The following is a 16,651-nucleotide window of genomic DNA, read 5'->3' on the forward strand; positions in this document are numbered from 1 at the left end:
TCCCATGCACAAACCGTAAACAAAAAGCGTAGACAAAAAAAGGCCGCTGATTCGCATCAGCGGCCTTTTTGCTTGCTGCCCCCGCGCCGAGCCTGCGCGCGAGGATCTGTCCGGGCTTCCGCTTATTCGGCGGGGTTCTCGGTGCCAGCGTCGGAAGCCGGGGCTTCCGCGTCCGCACCCACCGTGACCGGCGAGTCTTCGAACGGGTTGGCCTGTTGGCGAGCGGCTTCGCGTTCCGCCGCTTCCAGCTCTTCCTTGTCGCGACGTGCGTGGTGGTAAGCCAGGCCGGTACCCGCCGGGATGAGGCGGCCGACGATGACGTTTTCCTTCAAGCCACGCAGGTCGTCGCGCTTGCCCATGATGGCGGCTTCGGTCAGGACACGCGTGGTTTCCTGGAACGAAGCGGCCGAGATGAACGAGTCGGTCGACAGCGAGGCCTTCGTGATACCCAGCAGCACGTTGTCGTAGGTAGCCGGGATACGCTCTTCGGCAGTCATACGATCGTTGGCGTTCAGCAGTTCGGAGCGCTCAACTTGCTCGCCCGGGATGAACTCGGTATCGCCAGCATCAACGATGTTCACACGACGCAGCATCTGACGAACAATCACTTCGATGTGCTTGTCGTTGATCTTCACGCCCTGCAGACGGTAAACGTCCTGCACTTCGTCGACGATGTACGTCGCCAGCTTCTCGATGCCTTGCAGGCGCAGGATGTCGTGGGGATCGGCCGGGCCGTCCACGATCATTTCGCCCTTGTTCACCACTTGGCCGTCGTGCACCAGAACCTGCTTTTCCTTCGGAATCAGGAACTCGTGGCTCACGCCTTCCAGGTCGGTGATGACCAGACGCTGCTTGCCCTTCGTATCCTTACCGAACGACACCGTACCGGTGACGTCGGCGAGCATGCCGGCATCCTTCGGCGAACGGGCTTCGAACAGCTCGGCCACACGCGGCAGACCGCCGGTAATGTCGCGGGTCTTTTGCGATTCTTGCGGAATACGCGCCAGAACTTCACCCACGGCAACCTGCTGGCCGTCGCGCACGGTAATCAGCGCGCCCACCGGGAACGAGATGTTCACCGAGTGATCGGTGCCGGCGATCTTGACGTCTTCGCCGCTTTCGTTGACCAGCTTGATCTGCGGACGCATGACGATCTTGCCGCCACGAGTCTTCGGCGTGATGACGACGAGCGTCGACAGGCCCGTGACTTCGTCCACCTGCTTGGCAACGGTCACGCCTTCTTCGATGTTCTCGAAGCGGACGGCGCCACCGTATTCCGACACGATCGGACGGGTCAGCGGATCCCACGTCGCCAGACGCGCGCCAGCCTTCACGGCTTCGCCATCGCCCACCAGCACGGTCGCGCCGTACGGGATCTTGTGGCGTTCGCGTTCGCGGCCGTTGTCGTCGAAGATCGCCAGTTCGCCCGAGCGCGAAATCGCCACACGTTCGCCCTTGGCGTTCGTGACATAGCGCATCGTGCTGGCAAAACCGACCTGACCGCTGGACTTGGTTTCCACCGCGCTGGCCAGAGCCGAACGCGACGCCGCGCCACCGATGTGGAACGTACGCATCGTGAGCTGCGTGCCCGGTTCACCGATGGACTGAGCAGCGATAACGCCGACGGCTTCGCCCTGGTTGACCGGCGAACCACGACCCAGATCGCGGCCGTAGCAGTGTGCGCACAGACCGTGGCGCGTTTCGCACGTCAGCGGGGTGCGGACCTTGACTTCGTCCACGCCGATGCGGTCGATGGTGTCGACCAGATCTTCGTCCAGCAAGGTACCGGCAACGATGGCCGTTTCCTGCGTGTCCGGGTTGATGATGTCCACGGCGGCAACACGACCCAGGATGCGGTCGCGCAGCGGTTCGATGACTTCACCACCTTCCACCAGGGCCTTCATGTTGTAGCCCAGCGACGTACCGCAATCGTCCTCGGTGATCACCAAGTCTTGCGTCACGTCGACCAGACGACGAGTCAGGTAACCCGAGTTTGCCGTCTTCAGTGCCGTATCAGCCAGACCCTTACGCGCGCCGTGAGTCGAGATGAAGTACTGAAGCACGTTCAGACCTTCACGGAAGTTCGCGGTAATGGGCGTTTCGATAATCGAGCCGTCCGGCTTGGCCATCAGGCCGCGCATACCAGCCAACTGACGGATCTGGGCGGCCGAACCGCGGGCGCCCGAGTCAGCCATCATGTAGATCGAGTTGAACGATTCCTGGCGAACTTCTTCGCCGTGACGGTTCACAACCGGCTCGGTGGCCAGTTGTTCCATCATCGCCTTGCCGACCTTGTCCCCAGCCTTGCCCCAGATGTCCACAACGTTGTTGTAGCGCTCTTGGGACGTGACCAGACCCGACGAGTACTGCTTGTCGATTTCCTTCACTTCGCGGCTGGCTTCAGCCAGGATGCCTTCCTTGGCGGTCGGGATCAGCATGTCGCCCATGGCGATCGAGATACCGCCGCGCGTGGCCAGCTTGAAGCCGGACTGCATCAGCTTGTCGGCGAAGATCACCGTGTCGCGCAGGCCGCAACGACGGAACGACTGGTTGATCAGGCGCGAGATTTCCTTCTTCTTCAGTGCCTTGTTCAGCACCGTGAAGGGCAGGCCCTTCGGCAGAATTTCCGACAGCAGCGCGCGGCCGACCGTCGTCTCGTGACGGCGGATAACCGGTTGCCATTCGCCAGCCTCGTCGCGCTCGTGCTCTTTCAGACGCACGGTCACGCGGGATTGCAGCTCGACTTCGCCGTTGTCATACGCACGTTGCACTTCAGCGACGTCGGTGAAGAAGATGCCTTCGCCGCGGCCGTTGATGCGCTCGCGCGTCGTGTAGTACAGACCCAGCACGATATCCTGGGACGGCACGATCGACGGTTCGCCGTTGGCCGGGAACAGTACGTTGTTCGACGCCAGCATCAGCGTACGCGCTTCCAGCTGGGCTTCCAGCGACAGCGGCACGTGAACAGCCATCTGGTCACCGTCGAAGTCGGCGTTGAACGCCGCGCAAACCAGCGGGTGCAGCTGGATGGCCTTGCCTTCGATCAGGACCGGTTCGAACGCCTGGATGCCCAAACGGTGCAGCGTAGGCGCACGGTTCAGCATGACCGGGTGTTCGCGGATGACTTCTTCCAGGATGTCCCAAACCACCGGTTCCTGGCTTTCCACCAGCTTCTTGGCAGCCTTGATGGTCGTGGCCAGGCCCATCATCTCCAGACGATTGAAGATGAACGGCTTGAACAGTTCCAGGGCCATCAGCTTGGGCAGACCGCACTGATGCAGTTTCAGCTGCGGACCCACCACGATGACCGAACGGCCCGAGTAGTCGACGCGCTTGCCCAGCAGGTTCTGACGGAAACGACCGCTCTTGCCCTTGATCATGTCGGCCAGGGACTTCAACTGGCGCTTGTTGGCGCCCGTCATGGCCTTGCCACGGCGACCGTTGTCCAGCAGCGAGTCAACGGCTTCCTGCAGCATCCGCTTTTCGTTGCGCAGGATGATTTCCGGCGCCTTGAGCTCCAGAAGGCGCTTCAAGCGGTTGTTGCGGTTGATGACGCGGCGGTACAGGTCGTTCAGGTCGGAGGTCGCGAAGCGACCGCCGTCCAGCGGCACCAGCGGACGCAGGTCCGGCGGCAGCACGGGCAGCACTTCCATGACCATCCACTCGGCCTTGATGCCCGACTTCTGGAAGCCTTCCAGCACCTTCAGGCGCTTGGAAATCTTCTTGATCTTGGCTTCCGAGCTGGTGGCCTTCAACTCGCCGCGCAGCGTTTCCACTTCGCGGTCGATGTCGATGGTACGCAGCAGTTCGCGCACGGCTTCCGCGCCCATCAGGGCACGGAAATCGTCGCCGTACTCTTCGGTCTTGGCGAGGAAATCGTCATCCGACATGATCTGGCCGCGCTTGAGCGGCGTCATGCCAGGTTCGATCACGCACCAGGCTTCGAAGTACAGAACGCGTTCGATGTCGCGCAGGGTCATGTCGAGCACCATGCCCAGACGCGACGGCAGGCTCTTCAGGAACCAGATGTGCGCGACGGGGCTGGCCAGCTCGATGTGGCCCATGCGTTCACGGCGAACCTTGGCAACGGTAACTTCAACGCCGCACTTTTCGCAGATCACGCCACGATGCTTCAGGCGCTTGTACTTGCCGCACAAGCACTCGTAGTCTTTGATCGGGCCAAAGATCTTGGAGCAGAACAGACCGTCACGTTCAGGCTTGAACGTGCGGTAGTTGATGGTCTCGGGCTTGCGAACTTCGCCGTAAGACCACGAACGGATCTTCTCGGGCGAGGCGATGCCGATCTTGATGGCATCGAATTGCTCGTCTTGCGAGACTTGCTTAAATAGGTCGAGTAGCGCTTTCATTAGTTACGCTCCAAATCCATGTCCAGGGCCAACGAGCGGATTTCCTTCACCAGCACGTTGAACGATTCCGGCATGCCGGCGTCGATGACGTGGTCGCCCTTGACGATGTTTTCGTATACCTTCGTACGGCCAGTGATGTCATCCGACTTCACCGTCAGCATTTCTTGCAGGGTGTACGCGGCGCCGTATGCTTCCAGCGCCCACACTTCCATTTCCCCGAAACGCTGACCACCGAACTGCGCCTTACCACCCAGCGGCTGCTGCGTGACCAGCGAGTACGGACCCGTCGAACGCGCGTGCATCTTGTCGTCGACCAAGTGGTGCAGCTTCAGGTAGTGCATGTAGCCGACAGTCACGGGGCGCTCGAATTTCTCGCCCGTGCGGCCGTCAAACAGCCATGCCTGCGTACGCGAAGGCGTCAGTGCCATGCGCTCGGCGACGTCGTCCGGATAGGCCAGCTCCAGCATCGTGGTGATTTCCTCTTCGGTCGCGCCGTCAAAGACGGGCGTCGCGAACGGCACGCCGTTCTTGAGGTTCTGGGCCATTTCCATGACTTCTTCGTCGGTCAGCTCGTCGATGCGGGCGCCGGAACCGGTCGTGTTGTAGACCTTGTCCAGGTAGGCACGGACGTTCTTGACCTGCGCAGTGCGCTCGTCGCGCAGCAGATCGGCAATGCGGTGGCCCACGCCCTTGGCAGCCCAGCCCAAGTGCACTTCCAGCACCTGACCGACGTTCATCCGCGAGGGCACGCCCAGCGGGTTCAGAACGATGTCGGCCGGCGTGCCGTCAGCCATGTGCGGCATGTCTTCCACCGGGGTGATACGCGAAACCACACCCTTGTTACCGTGACGGCCTGCCATCTTGTCGCCAGGTTGCAGACGACGCTTCACGGCCAGGTAGACCTTGATCATCTTCAGCACGCCCGGGGGCAGCTCGTCGCCCTGCGTCAGCTTCTTGCGCTTCTCTTCGAAGGCCAGATCAAACTGGTGACGCTTCTGTTCCAGCGATTCCTTGGCTTGTTCCAGCACGACAGCGTGCGGCTCATCGGCCAGACGGATGTCGAACCACTGCCAGCGGTCCAGATCAGCCAGGTAAGCCTTGGTGATCGTGGCGCCCTTGGCCAGCTTGCGCGGGCCGCCGTTGACGGTCTTGTTGACCAGCATCTTTTCGATACGGTCGAACTGGTCGTTTTCAACGATGCGCAGCTGGTCGTTCAGGTCTTGGCGATAGCGGCGCAGTTCATCGTCAATGATGGACTGGGCGCGCTTGTCGCGCACGATGCCTTCACGCGTGAACACTTGCACGTCGATCACGGTGCCGGTCATGCCCGAAGGCACGCGCAGCGAGGTGTCCTTAACGTCGGACGCCTTTTCACCGAAGATGGCGCGCAGCAGCTTTTCTTCCGGCGTCAGCTGGGTTTCGCCCTTGGGCGTAACCTTGCCGACCAGCACGTCGTCAGCGCTGACTTCGGCGCCGATGTACGTGATGCCCGAATCGTCCAGACGGTTCAGTTGCGTCTCAGCCAGGTTGCTGATGTCGCGCGTGATTTCTTCCGGACCCAGCTTCGTGTCGCGGGCAACAACCGTCAGTTCCTCGATGTGCACCGAGGTGTAGCGGTCATCGGCAACAACCTTCTCGGAGATCAAGATCGAGTCTTCGAAGTTGTAGCCGTTCCACGGCATGAACGCGATCAGCATGTTCTGACCCAGGGCGAGTTCGCCCAGGTCGGTCGATGCGCCGTCAGCCAGCACGTCGCCCTTGGCGACCTTGTCGCCACGCTTGACGATAGGACGCTGGTTGATGTTCGTGTTCTGGTTGGAACGGGTGTACTTGATCAGGTTGTAGATATCGACACCGACTTCGCCGGCGACGTTTTCTTCGTCATTCACGCGAATCACGACGCGCTCGGCATCAACGTGGTCGACCAGGCCGCCACGCAGTGCTTGCACGGTCGTGCCCGAGTCAACGGCCACGGTGCGCTCGATACCCGTACCCACGACCGGCTTTTCCGGACGCAGGCAAGGCACGGCCTGACGTTGCATGTTGGCGCCCATCAGTGCGCGGTTCGCGTCGTCGTGCTCAAGGAACGGAATCAGCGAAGCAGCCACCGACACGATCTGCGACGGGGCAACGTCCATGTAATGCACGTTGGCCGGCGAGGTCAGCATCGTTTCGCCTGCTTCACGGCAAGCGACCAGGTCGTCGACGAAGGCGCCTTGCTCGTCCAGCGCGGCGTTAGCCTGTGCAATGACGTAGTGGCTTTCTTCGATGGCCGACAGGTAATCGATCTGCTCGCTGACTCGGCCGTCGATAATCTTGCGGTAAGGCGTTTCCAGGAAGCCGTACTCGTTCAAGCGAGCGTACAGCGCCATGGAGTTGATCAGACCGATGTTCGGGCCTTCCGGCGTTTCGATCGGGCAGACTCGGCCATAGTGGGTCGGGTGCACGTCGCGGACTTCAAAGCCGGCGCGCTCGCGGGTCAGACCGCCCGGGCCCAGTGCGGAAACGCGACGCTTGTGCGTGATTTCCGACAGCGGGTTGGTTTGGTCCATGAACTGCGACAGCTGGCTCGAACCGAAGAACTCCTTGATGGCAGCCGAGATCGGCTTGGAGTTGATCAGGTCGTGCGGCATCAGGTTTTCGGTCTCGGCCTGGCCCAGACGTTCCTTGACGGCGCGTTCGACACGCACCAAGCCGGCGCGGAACTGGTTTTCGGCCAGTTCGCCAACGCAACGCACGCGTCGGTTGCCCAAGTGATCGATGTCATCGATCTGGCCACGGCCGTTACGCAGTTCAACCAGCACCTTGATGGTTTCAAGGATGTCTTCGTTGGTCAGCGTCATCGGGCCGGTGATGTCTTCACCACGGCCCAGACGGCTGTTGACCTTCATGCGGCCCACGCGCGACAGATCGTACGTCTCTTCGCTGTAGAACAGACGTTGGAACAGCGCTTCCACCGCTTCTTCGGTGGGCGGCTCGCCAGGACGCATCATGCGGTAGATGGCGACGCGCGCGGCCATCTGGTCGGCGGTTTCATCGGTACGCAACGTTTGCGAGATGTACGGACCACGGTCCAGATCGTTCGTGTAGAGCGTCTGGATGTCGTAGACGTTCGAGGCGCGCAGGGCGCCCAGCACGCTTTCCGTGATCTCGTCGTTGGCGTTGGCGATGACTTCGCCGGTATCTTCGTCAACGATGTTCTTGGCCAGCACGCGGCCGTACAGGAAATCTTCCGGCACGGAGATGCGCTGGATGCCACCGGCAGCCAGGTCGCGCAAATGCTTGGCATTGATGCGCTTGTCTTTTTCGACGATGACCTTGCCATCGCGGTCCGAGATGTCGAAACGGGCCATTTCGCCCTTCCAACGCTCGGGCACGAACTCCATCATCGCGCCTTCGCTCTTCAATTCGAAGTTATCGAAGTCGAAGAAGTTGGCCAGGATGGATTCCGGCGTCATGCCGATGGCCTTGCACAGGATCGTGACAGGCATCTTGCGACGGCGGTCGACGCGGAAGAACAGAACGTCCTTCGGGTCGAATTCGAAGTCCAGCCACGAGCCGCGGTAAGGAATCACGCGGGCCGAGAACAGGAGCTTGCCGGAGCTGTGCGTTTTGCCGCGGTCGTGTTCGAAGAACACGCCAGGCGAACGGTGCAGCTGCGACACGATGACACGCTCGGTGCCATTGATGACAAAGGAACCCGTGCCCGTCATGAGCGGAATTTCGCCCATGTAGACTTCCTGTTCCTTCACTTCCTTCACGGTCGGCTTGCTGACTTCGCGGTCAAGCAGCACCAGGCGGACCTTGGCTCGCAGGGGCGAGGCATAGGTCAGACCACGTTGCTGACATTCCTTGACATCGAACACCGGTTCGCCGAGCACGTAGCTCACGAACTCCAAGCGCGCCATACCGTTGTGACTAACGATCGGGAAAATCGACGAGAACGCCGCCTGCAAACCGTCGGCTACGCGATCGGACGGGGCGGTATCCGCCTGCAGGAAAGTTAGGTAGGATTGAAGCTGTGTCGCCAAAAGGAAAGGAACGTTTTGAACGTCTTCACGCTTGGCGAAGCTTTTGCGGATGCGCTTTTTTTCGGTGTACGAGTAAGGCATGAGCACTCCGACTCGAGGTTGCATGGGCCGTCAACCACGGCCCTAGGTGATACGACTCCAGGAAACCCCCCTGAAAGGGCATACCCCCAGTAGGGGTTTCCTGGAAACGCAAAAGCCCGGGGACTGCAAACTGTGCTGTCCCCGGGCAGTTGACGCAGGTCTTACTTGACTTCGACCTTGGCGCCAGCTTCTTCCAGCTTCTTCTTGGCGGCTTCGGCGTCAGCCTTGGCCACAGCTTCCTTGACGGGCTTCGGAGCGCCGTCAACCAGGTCCTTGGCTTCCTTCAGACCCAGACCGGTCAGCTCGCGCACGGCCTTGATGACGCTGACCTTGTTCGCGCCGGCTTCCAGCAGGACGACGTTGAACTCGGTTTGCTCTTCAGCAGCGGCGGCAGCGCCACCGGCGGCGGGAGCAGCAACAGCGACAGCAGCGGCAGCAGCCGACACGCCGAACTTCTCTTCCATTTCCTTGATCAGCTCGGACAGCTCGAGCACGGTCATGCCAGCGATGGCGTCAAGGATTTCAGCTTTGTTAAGTGCCATTTTTAAGAACTCCAAATATTTTGGTAATGCCAGGGTTTGGGTGTCGCTTCGTCGTTCAGCGAATTCCGGACAGCAGGGCGATTAGGCCGCTGCCTTTTGGTCGCGCACAGCCGCGAGGCCACGGGCGAACTTGGTCGGAACTTCGTTGAGCGTACGCACGAATTGCGCGATCGGGGCTTGCATGGTGCCAAGCAGTTTCGACAGCAACTCTTCGCGGGACGGCATGGTGGCCAAGGCCTTCACACCATCTTGAGTCAGCAGGCTGTTGGGCAATGCGCCCGCCTTGATGACCAGCTTGTCGTTGCTTTTCGCGAAACCAGCGATAACCTTGGCCGCCGAAACCGGATCAGTGCTGATGCCATAGATCAGCGGACCGGTCAGTTGCTCAGCCAACGGCTCGAAAGCCGTGCCGGCAACAGCACGACGGGCCAGCGAGTTCTTCAGAACTCGCAGATACACGCCCGATTCACGCGCAGTTTTGCGCAGTACGGTGACAGAGGCGACGTCCAGACCACGGTACTCAGCGATAACAATCGATTGTGCCTTGGCGACTTCTGCCGAGACTTCCTCGATTACCACCGCTTTCTCTTGACGATTGAGACTCACGGTTTGAACACTCCATCAAAAGACGCCTGGGGCCTGAGCCTTGCGCGTCAACCGAATGCGGCGCCTGGTCGAGTTCTTCGTGTAAAGAAATCTTCCTGGGGACGCCGTCTACGCTGGATCCGAACTAGATGAGCTTCGGGATTAAGCGGGGCACCGGGGGTGTCAGACACCGATCCACCACCCTGCTCCAGCGGTCTTTGACAGCAACATCCGGAGGAATCCGGATGCAGCCCAAAGTACGTTTACTGCTGTTGGCTTAGTTGGAAGCCGACAGCGAGGCAATTTCAACGCGAGCACCGCCGCCCATCGTGGACGAAACGGCCAGCTTGCGCAGGTAAATGCCCTTGGCAGCTGCGGGACGGGCCTTTTGCAGGGCGTCGACCAGAGCAGCCAGGTTGGTTTGCAGCTGTTCCACGCCGAACGACGCGCGGCCGATCGTTGCGTGGATGATGCCAGCCTTGTCGGTACGGTACTGAACCTGACCGGCCTTGGCGTTCTTGACAGCGGTTGCGACGTCAGGCGTCACGGTGCCGACCTTCGGGTTCGGCATCAGGCCACGGGGACCCAGGATCTGGCCCAGGGCACCCACGACACGCATCGTGTCGGGCGAAGCGATGACCACGTCAAAGTCCATTTGACCGGCCTTGATCTGGTCAGCCAGGTCGTCCAGGCCAACGATGTCGGCGCCGGCGGCCTTGGCGGCTTCAGCCTTGTCGCCTTGGGCGAACACGGCAACGCGAACCGACTTGCCGGTGCCGGCGGGCAGAACGACCGAACCGCGAACCAGTTGGTCCGACTTCTTCGGGTCGATGCCGAGCTGCACGGCCACGTCAATGGATTCATTGAACTTGGCGACGGCGGTTTCCTTGACCAGGGTCAGGGCTTCAGCGACCGGGTACAGCTTGGTGCGGTCGATCTTTTGCGCAATAGCGGCTGCGCGCTTGGACAGTTTTGCCATGATTAGATCCCCTCAACCGTGATGCCCATGCTGCGGGCGCTGCCAGCGATCGTGCGCACAGCGGCGTCCAGATCAGCGGCGGTCAGATCGGGGCCCTTGGCCTTGGCGATTTCTTCAGCTTGAGCGCGCGTCAGCGTGCCGACCTTATCGGTATGCGGCTTGGGCGAACCCTTTTGTACGCCGGCGGCCTTCTTGATGAGGACCGTCGCGGGCGGGGTCTTCATGATGAAGGTGAAGCTCTTGTCCGCGAAGGCGGTGATCACCACCGGAATCGGCAGACCAGGCTCCATGCCTTGGGTCTTGGCGTTGAACGCCTTGCAGAATTCCATGATGTTCAGGCCGCGTTGACCCAGTGCCGGGCCAATCGGGGGGAGGGGTTAGCTTTACCAGCCGGTACTTGCAGCTTGATAAAGCCGACGATCTTTTTCGCCATGCTTTGCTCCTTGCGGGTTATATCGCCCCGGCGTTTTCAGCCTGGGCTCCCCGGGGGTTGAAATCAGGTCTTTTCGACCTGGCTGAAATCGAGTTCGACGGGTGTGGCACGACCAAAAATGGTGACCGACACGCGCACCTTGCTCTTTTCGTAATTGACTTCTTCGACGTTGCCGTTGAAGTCTGCAAACGGACCTTCCTTGACCCGAACCATCTCGCCCACTTCGAAAAGAATCTTGGGGCGGGGTTTCTCGACACCCTCTTCCATTTGGGAGAGGATCTTCTCGACTTCCTTCTCGGAAATCGGGGTCGGACGGTTGCCCGAGCCACCCAAAAAACCGGTGACGCGGTTCGTGTTCTTGACCAAATGCCACGTTTCGTCAGTCAGGTCCATTTCAACCAGGACATAACCAGGGAAAATGCGGCGTTCGGTGATCGATTTCTGACCACCCTTGACCTCGACGACTTCCTCGGAGGGCACAAGAATGCGGCCAAAAGACGTCTGCAAGGCCGCGCGCTCAATGCGCTCTACCAGGGCCTTGTGGACACTCTTTTCCATGCCGGAGTACACATGGACGACATACCAACGCTTACTCATTCGCCGTCCTTATTTCCAGCCCAACAACAGGCCGTAAAGAATCCATTCGATGCCCTTGTCGAGCACCCACATGAAAATGCCCATGACAGCCACGAACGCAAAAACGATACCCGTCATCTGGGTCGTTTCCTTGCGGGTGGGCCATGCGACACGCTTGACTTCGTTGTAGGACTCGCTGGCAAAGCTCAGGGTGCGGCGGCCGGGTTCGCTGAACCAGGCGATTACAGCTGCGATCACTAGGCCGCCGACGAACACGCCGATACGAGCAGGCATCGGCTGTGCGCTAAGCACGGAAAACCCGACGATGCCAGCAATAACGACGAGAACCGCCAGCCCGAGCTTGACCCGGTCGGCGGTACTGGTTACGGTTTCTACGCTGGTATTAGACATATTGCGACGCGAGCCGCCGTGAATGCGTAACTCGCGATGATCTCCCGCGGGTTTATCCTGGCGGTGGCAGGGGCAGTAGGAATCGAACCTACAACCTTCGGTTTTGGAGACCGACGCTCTGCCAATTGAGCTATGCCCCTAAAACACTACTGGCTTGCACTACATTCACTGACTTTCCCGGCCTTCGCATGATCAGCCTCTTGGGCTGTTCACTGCTTAAGGTTACGGAGCCAAACATCATAACACTTTTACGGCAAAAATGGGTAGAGGGACTTTTCGTCCTCTCTACCCACTTGGGTATTGCTTACTTCAGGATCTTGGCGACGACGCCGGCGCCGACGGTACGACCGCCTTCACGGATGGCGAAACGCAGGCCTTCTTCCATGGCGATCGGAGCCAACAGCTTGACCGTCATGGCCACGTTGTCGCCCGGCAGAACCATTTCCTTGTCGGCCGGCAGCTCGATCGTGCCCGTCACGTCCGTCGTGCGGAAGTAGAACTGGGGACGATAGCCTTGGAAGAACGGCGTGTGACGGCCGCCTTCTTCCTTGGACAGGATGTACACCTCGGACGTGAAGTCCGTGTGCGGCGTGATCGAGCCCGGCTTGGCCAGAACTTGGCCACGCTGGACGTCTTCACGCTTGGTGCCGCGCAGCAGAATGCCCACGTTGTCGCCAGCTTGACCTTGGTCCAGCAGCTTGCGGAACATTTCAACGCCCGTGCAAGTCGTCTTGACCGTCGGCACCAGGCCCACGATTTCGATTTCTTCGCCGACCTTCACGATGCCGCGTTCGATACGGCCGGTAACCACCGTGCCACGACCCGAGATCGAGAACACGTCTTCAACCGGCATCAGGAACGTGCCGTCCACGGCGCGCTCGGGCGTCGGGATGTACGAATCCAGTGCAGCGGCCAGAGCCATGATGGCTTGCTCGCCCAGTTCGCCCTTGTCGCCTTCCAGCGCCAGCTTGGCCGAACCCTTGACGATCGGGGTGTCATCACCCGGGAAGTCGTACTTCGACAGAAGTTCGCGAACTTCCATTTCCACCAGCTCGAGCAGCTCGGCGTCGTCAACCATGTCAGCCTTGTTCAGGAAGACGATGATGTACGGCACGCCAACCTGACGGCTCAGCAGAATGTGTTCACGCGTTTGCGGCATCGGGCCGTCAGCGGCCGACACAACCAGGATCGCGCCGTCCATTTGCGCCGCGCCCGTGATCATGTTCTTCACATAGTCAGCGTGGCCCGGGCAGTCAACGTGAGCGTAGTGACGCGCTTCCGTTTCGTACTCGACGTGGGCGGTGTTGATCGTGATGCCGCGAGCCTTTTCTTCAGGAGTCGCATCGATCTGGTCGTAGCCCTTGGCTTCGCCACCGAACTTGTTCGACAGAACGGTCGTGATAGCTGCCGTCAACGTCGTTTTGCCGTGGTCAACGTGACCAATCGTACCCACGTTCACGTGCGGCTTGGTACGTTCAAACTTGCCTTTTGCCATGGCTGACTCCTGACCTGGATTGCGCTTCAGACTGAAGAAAAGAACTTGGAAATTTGTGGTGCCCATGGCGCGGATCGAACGCGCGACCTCTCCCTTACCAAGGGAGTGCTCTACCACTGAGCCACATGGGCATTTAAAAATCTTGGAGCGGGTGAAGGGAATCGAACCCTCGTCGTAAGCTTGGAAGGCTTCTGCTCTACCATTGAGCTACACCCGCGGCATACCCATTCACCATCTCTATTTCCCAAACCCTCAAAATCAAGGCCCGGGGAACCTTACAACCTTCTTTGCGAAGGCCGCCCAGTTCCCTAGGCCTAATTTTAAAATCCAGGCAGACATCGCCTGGATTAAGAGTTGGGTCTCTGGTGGAGGAGATTGGATTCGAACCAATGTAGGCGCAAGGCCAACAGATTTACAGTCTGCCCCCTTTAACCACTCGGGCACCCCTCCAGCGGAGAACTTGAGATTATGAACACTTTCGAATCCGGTGTCAAACCTTCCGGCTGAAAATATTCAAAAACTTTTGTTCGACCACTCGCGTTTCCGCGCAGAGGGGGCGAAGTTTACAGGTTTCCGCGAATTGATGCTCGCAAAAGTTGCGAATAGTCGTCGGCGGTGAAATTTACCGGGTTAGCCGCGCCTGATGGATCTACGCTGGCCATGCGCCCTACCCGCTCGACCTGCCCCTCGTCGATGCCGATATCGGCCAACGTGTGCGGAATGCCGACGGCCTCGCGCAAGCGCAGCACCCAGTCAAGCACCGCGCCCGGCCCCGTGTCCGGCAGGTCCAGGTAACGCGCCAGCGCTTCCAACCTCGGCGCGACAGCATGCTGGTTCGCCTTGAGCACGTAAGGCATCAAGATGGCATTGAGCATGCCGTGATGTGCGTCGTACAGCGCCCCCAGGGGATGCGCCAGGGCGTGCATGGCGCCAAGGCCGCGCTGGAAGGCCGTGGCGCCCATGGTGGACGCCACAAGCATTTGCTGACGCGCCTGCACATTCGAGCCGTCCGCCACCACTTGCGGCAGGTATTCCTTGATCATCCGCATGCCTTCGATGGCGATGCCTGCGGCCATCGGGTGAAAGAACGGCGAGCAATACGCCTCGAGGTTGTGCGATAGCGCATCCATGCCGGTCGCGGCGGTGATTCTGGGCGGCAGGCCCAATGTCAGTTCGGCGTCCAGAATGACGATGGCCGGCAGCATCCGCGCGTGGAAGATGATGCGTTTGACCTCTGCGGCTTCATCCGTGATGACCGATGCTCGACCAACTTCCGACCCGGTGCCTGCTGTCGTTGGTACGGCGACCACCGGCGCCATGCCGGCCACGTTCACGCGCTGGTAGTTGTCGCCGATATCTTCGAAGTCCCACAAGGGACGATCCTGACCCACCATCAACGCGATTGCCTTGGCCGCATCCAACGCGGAACCGCCCCCGAAGGCAATGACACCGTCATGGCCGCCTTGCTGGTAGGCCACCACGCCATCTTCCACATTGCGACCGGTAGGATTTCCCTTGATCTCATGAAAGACCGCACACGCCAGGCCTGCCTGGTTGCACGCCTGCACGGCGTTTGCCACCATCGGCAAGGAGGCCAGGCCCGGATCGGTGACGAGCAGCGGACGCGTCATGCCAAGTTCGCGGCACCATTCGGGCAGTTCTTTCACGCGACCCGGGCCTGCCTTGATGGCAGTCGGATAGTTCCAGTTAACGCTGGGCACGGTCATGGTTAGATTCCTGAAGACGCCTTGGATCAGACGCTGCGCAGATGGAAGGATTTGGCCTGGGTAAGCTGTTCATAGCCAATGGCGGACAAGGACACACCGCGGCCCGTGTTCTTCACGCCCGTCCAGGCCAAGGCCGGATCCAGGTAGTCGCATCGATTCATGAAGAAGGTGCCAGTGCGCACTTGCGCACCAATCTCGAGCGCGGCCGCTTCATCTTGCGTGTACACCGCCGCCGTCAGGCCATAAGGACTGTCATTCATCAATGCGACGGCTTCGTCATCGCCCGAGACCGGCATGATGCCGACGACTGGCCCGAAGCACTCATCGCTCATGATGCGCATGCGATGGTTTACTCGCGTAAGAATGGCCGGCGCAACATAACACGAGCGTTCACTCGCATTATTGAAATGCGATGAATCCATCATATTCTGAGCACCTGCCGAAATGGCTTCGCCAATAACATCACGAATCTCCGCCGCGGCGCTGGCACGAACCACCGGTCCCAACGTCGTGGTTTCATGCAGCGGATTGCCCAGCACATAAGCCTTGGTCAGCGCCACGGCTTGTTCGACGAAATCGTCGTATCGCGCCTGCGCCACGTAGATGCGCTGAATACCGCAGCAGGACTGGCCAGAATTGAAGAACGCGCCGTCGACCAGGGATTCAACCGCGTGTTCCATATTGGCGTCGTCGCGCACATAGGCGGGATCGTTGCCCCCCAGCTCCAAGCCCACGCCGATGAACCGGCCCGCCGCGCTTTCCTCGACAATGCGGCCCCCGCGCACCGAACCCGTGAACGACACGTAGCCGATCTCCGGCGCGCGGATCAGCCTTTGCACCGTGTCATGGTTCGCATGCAGGTACTGGAATACGCCCTGCGGCACGCCGGCGTCGCGGAATGCGCGGTCAAGCAGTTCGGCGCACAAGGGCGTCTGATCGGAGTGCTTCAGGATCACGGTGTTGCCAGCCATCAAGGCCGGCACGATGCTGTTCACGGCGGTCAGCAGCGGATAATTCCAAGGCGCAATGGTCAATGCAACGCCAATCGGCTCGCGACGAATGAAGCGCGTGAAGCCGGTTTGCTCGGGCACCTGTATGGGCGCCAGCGCTTCGTCGGCAATCGAGATCATGTGGCGGGCGCGAGCCTCGAAGCCATCCACTTCGCCTGGCGTGTAACGCAACGGCCGACCCATCTGAATCGTGATGGCCCGGGCGATTTCATCTCTGGCCCCGACAAGCTGGTCAACGGCAGCTGATACGATGCGCCCCCGCTGAGCAATGCCCAGCGCCTGCCAGGCCGGTTGCGCGGACTGCGCCTGTGCCAGCGTTCGCGCGATTTGCGCCTCACTGGCGTAGGCACGCCGGACGACCTCGCGCCCGTCGATGGGACTGATGGTGATAAGTTCCTCGGTCATGGTGGCCCT

10 protein-coding genes, 4 tRNA genes and 1 pseudogene are annotated in these 16,651 nt (G+C 60.3%); all 15 read right to left on the reverse strand.

The features are described 5' to 3' along the window. Window positions 1-122: 122 nt before the first annotated feature. The 15 genes and pseudogenes from rpoC to P8T11_RS19710 all read right to left on the reverse strand — a co-directional run bounded on the left by rpoC (window position 123) and on the right by P8T11_RS19710 (window position 16,642). Window positions 123-4,367 (reverse strand): DNA-directed RNA polymerase subunit beta', encoded by a 4,245-nt coding sequence (gene rpoC, locus P8T11_RS19640; RefSeq protein WP_268080451.1) that lies wholly within the window; start codon window positions 4,365-4,367, stop codon window positions 123-125. Further along, window positions 4,367-8,479 (reverse strand): DNA-directed RNA polymerase subunit beta, encoded by a 4,113-nt coding sequence (gene rpoB, locus P8T11_RS19645; RefSeq protein ID WP_050450098.1) that lies wholly within the window; start codon window positions 8,477-8,479, stop codon window positions 4,367-4,369. Before rpoB ends, rpoC begins: the two co-directional genes overlap by 1 nt. 161 nt (window positions 8,480-8,640) lie before the next feature. Further along, window positions 8,641-9,021: a 50S ribosomal protein L7/L12 gene (rplL, locus tag P8T11_RS19650; RefSeq protein ID WP_006216571.1), complete on the reverse strand. Its 381-nt coding sequence runs from the start codon at window positions 9,019-9,021 to the stop codon at window positions 8,641-8,643. A gap of 81 nt (window positions 9,022-9,102) precedes the next feature. Further along, complete coding sequence (rplJ, locus tag P8T11_RS19655) at window positions 9,103-9,627, reverse strand: 50S ribosomal protein L10 (RefSeq protein ID WP_006216572.1); 525 nt, start codon at window positions 9,625-9,627, stop codon at window positions 9,103-9,105. 256 nt (window positions 9,628-9,883) lie between these two features. Beyond that, window positions 9,884-10,585 (reverse strand): 50S ribosomal protein L1, encoded by a 702-nt coding sequence (rplA, locus tag P8T11_RS19660; RefSeq protein WP_006392088.1) that lies wholly within the window; start codon window positions 10,583-10,585, stop codon window positions 9,884-9,886. 2 nt (window positions 10,586-10,587) lie between these two features. Next, window positions 10,588-11,018, reverse strand: a pseudogene (gene rplK, locus P8T11_RS19665) (50S ribosomal protein L11). A 63-nt stretch (window positions 11,019-11,081) separates the two neighbouring features. Beyond that, entirely contained in the window at window positions 11,082-11,615 is a 534-nt protein-coding gene (gene nusG / locus P8T11_RS19670; RefSeq protein WP_006216576.1) for a transcription termination/antitermination protein NusG, read from the reverse strand. Between the two features lie 9 nt (window positions 11,616-11,624). Beyond that, window positions 11,625-12,005 carry a preprotein translocase subunit SecE gene (gene secE, locus P8T11_RS19675; RefSeq protein ID WP_006227004.1) on the reverse strand — a complete coding sequence of 127 codons (381 nt, stop codon included), beginning with the start codon at window positions 12,003-12,005 and terminating at the stop codon, window positions 11,625-11,627. A gap of 64 nt (window positions 12,006-12,069) precedes the next feature. Beyond that, window positions 12,070-12,145 (reverse strand) — tRNA-Trp (locus P8T11_RS19680). Between the two features lie 164 nt (window positions 12,146-12,309). After that, window positions 12,310-13,500, reverse strand: a complete 1,191-nt coding sequence (tuf, locus tag P8T11_RS19685) for an elongation factor Tu (RefSeq protein ID WP_006221899.1) — start codon at window positions 13,498-13,500, stop codon at window positions 12,310-12,312. A gap of 56 nt (window positions 13,501-13,556) precedes the next feature. Then, window positions 13,557-13,631: transfer RNA gene (locus P8T11_RS19690), tRNA-Thr, on the reverse strand. A 12-nt stretch (window positions 13,632-13,643) separates the two neighbouring features. Beyond that, window positions 13,644-13,717 (reverse strand) — tRNA-Gly (locus tag P8T11_RS19695). Window positions 13,718-13,863: 146 nt separating this feature from the next. Next, a tRNA-Tyr gene (locus tag P8T11_RS19700) sits at window positions 13,864-13,950 on the reverse strand. 113 nt (window positions 13,951-14,063) lie between these two features. After that, the gene (locus tag P8T11_RS19705) at window positions 14,064-15,227 is read right to left on the reverse strand and encodes an iron-containing alcohol dehydrogenase (RefSeq protein WP_268080450.1); all 1,164 of its coding nucleotides are present in this window, start codon (window positions 15,225-15,227) and stop codon (window positions 14,064-14,066) included. 26 nt (window positions 15,228-15,253) lie between these two features. Next, window positions 15,254-16,642, reverse strand: coding sequence for an aldehyde dehydrogenase family protein (locus tag P8T11_RS19710; RefSeq protein WP_268080449.1), 1,389 nt, complete (start codon window positions 16,640-16,642; stop codon window positions 15,254-15,256). Window positions 16,643-16,651: the final 9 nt, after the last annotated feature.

It is taken from the genome of Achromobacter spanius (genome assembly GCF_029637605.1).
GTDB lineage: Bacteria > Pseudomonadota > Gammaproteobacteria > Burkholderiales > Burkholderiaceae_B > Achromobacter > Achromobacter spanius_E.

What these genes read in the sequence shown, in the direction of transcription:
- rpoC (WP_268080451.1), bottom strand. Translation starts at nt 4,367, where the DNA reads ATGAAAGCGCTACTCGACCTATTTAAGCAAGTCTCGCAAGACGAGCAA.
- rpoB (WP_050450098.1), bottom strand. Translation starts at nt 8,479, where the DNA reads ATGCCTTACTCGTACACCGAAAAAAAGCGCATCCGCAAAAGCTTCGCC.
- rplL (WP_006216571.1), bottom strand. Translation starts at nt 9,021, where the DNA reads ATGGCACTTAACAAAGCTGAAATCCTTGACGCCATCGCTGGCATGACC.
- rplA (WP_006392088.1), bottom strand. Translation starts at nt 10,585, where the DNA reads ATGGCAAAACTGTCCAAGCGCGCAGCCGCTATTGCGCAAAAGATCGAC.
- nusG (WP_006216576.1), bottom strand. Translation starts at nt 11,615, where the DNA reads ATGAGTAAGCGTTGGTATGTCGTCCATGTGTACTCCGGCATGGAAAAG.
- secE (WP_006227004.1), bottom strand. Translation starts at nt 12,005, where the DNA reads ATGTCTAATACCAGCGTAGAAACCGTAACCAGTACCGCCGACCGGGTC.
- tuf (WP_006221899.1), bottom strand. Translation starts at nt 13,500, where the DNA reads ATGGCAAAAGGCAAGTTTGAACGTACCAAGCCGCACGTGAACGTGGGT.
- P8T11_RS19705 (WP_268080450.1), bottom strand. Translation starts at nt 15,227, where the DNA reads ATGACCGTGCCCAGCGTTAACTGGAACTATCCGACTGCCATCAAGGCA.
- P8T11_RS19710 (WP_268080449.1), bottom strand. Translation starts at nt 16,642, where the DNA reads ATGACCGAGGAACTTATCACCATCAGTCCCATCGACGGGCGCGAGGTC.